A 743-nucleotide genomic window follows, 5' to 3' on the forward strand; every position below is an offset into this window, starting at 1 on the left:
CCGCTCGCCGCCAGGTCATGGATGATCTGGTAGATCTCCGACTTGGCGCCGATGTCGATGCCCCGCGTCGGCTCGTCCAGCAGCAGCACCTTCATCGGCATCGACAGCCAGCGGCCGAGAATGGCCTTCTGCTGATTGCCGCCGGACAGGTACATGATTTTCTGCGCAGCGCTCGGCGTCTTGACCTTCATCCCGCGGATTTGCTGCTCGGCGTTGCCCTGCTCCCAGCCCTCGCGCAGCAGCCAGCCGAACCTGGAATGGGCGCCGCGTGCGCTGATGTTGATGTTCTCGGCGACGCTGGCCAGCGGGATGATGCCCTCCTTCTTGCGGTCCTCCGGGCACAGCAGTACGCCGGCGGCGATGGCGTCGCGCGGCGAGCGCAATTGCAGCGCTTGCCCGCACAGTTCCAACTGCCCCGCCGTGGCGCGCTGCAAGCCGCTGAGCAGGCGAAACAGCTCGGTGCGCCCGGCGCCGACCAAGCCGAACAGGCCGAGGATCTCGCCCTTGCGCACCTCAAAGCTGACCGGTTCGCGCAAGCCCGGGCCGAGCAAACCGTCGACCTTGAGCGCCACCTCGCCGTGCGCGCGCGGCCGATAGTCGTAAATGTCCTGGATGTCGCGACCGACCATGCAGGTGACCAACTGGTCGTGACTCAGCGCACGCATGTCGTCGAAGGTACGCACGTAGCGGCCGTCCTTGAACACCGTGACCGCGTCGCAGATGCGGAACACTTCTTCCATGCG

At 66.2% G+C, this 743-nt stretch carries 1 protein-coding gene; it reads right to left on the reverse strand.

Annotated elements, in window-relative coordinates:
* On the reverse strand, positions 1-743 hold a 743-nt coding region (locus INT12_RS30660; RefSeq protein WP_193059202.1), incomplete at both ends, for an ATP-binding cassette domain-containing protein.

The sequence above is a fragment of the Pseudomonas sp. K8 genome (assembly GCF_014889455.1).
GTDB lineage: Bacteria > Pseudomonadota > Gammaproteobacteria > Pseudomonadales > Pseudomonadaceae > Aquipseudomonas > Aquipseudomonas veronii.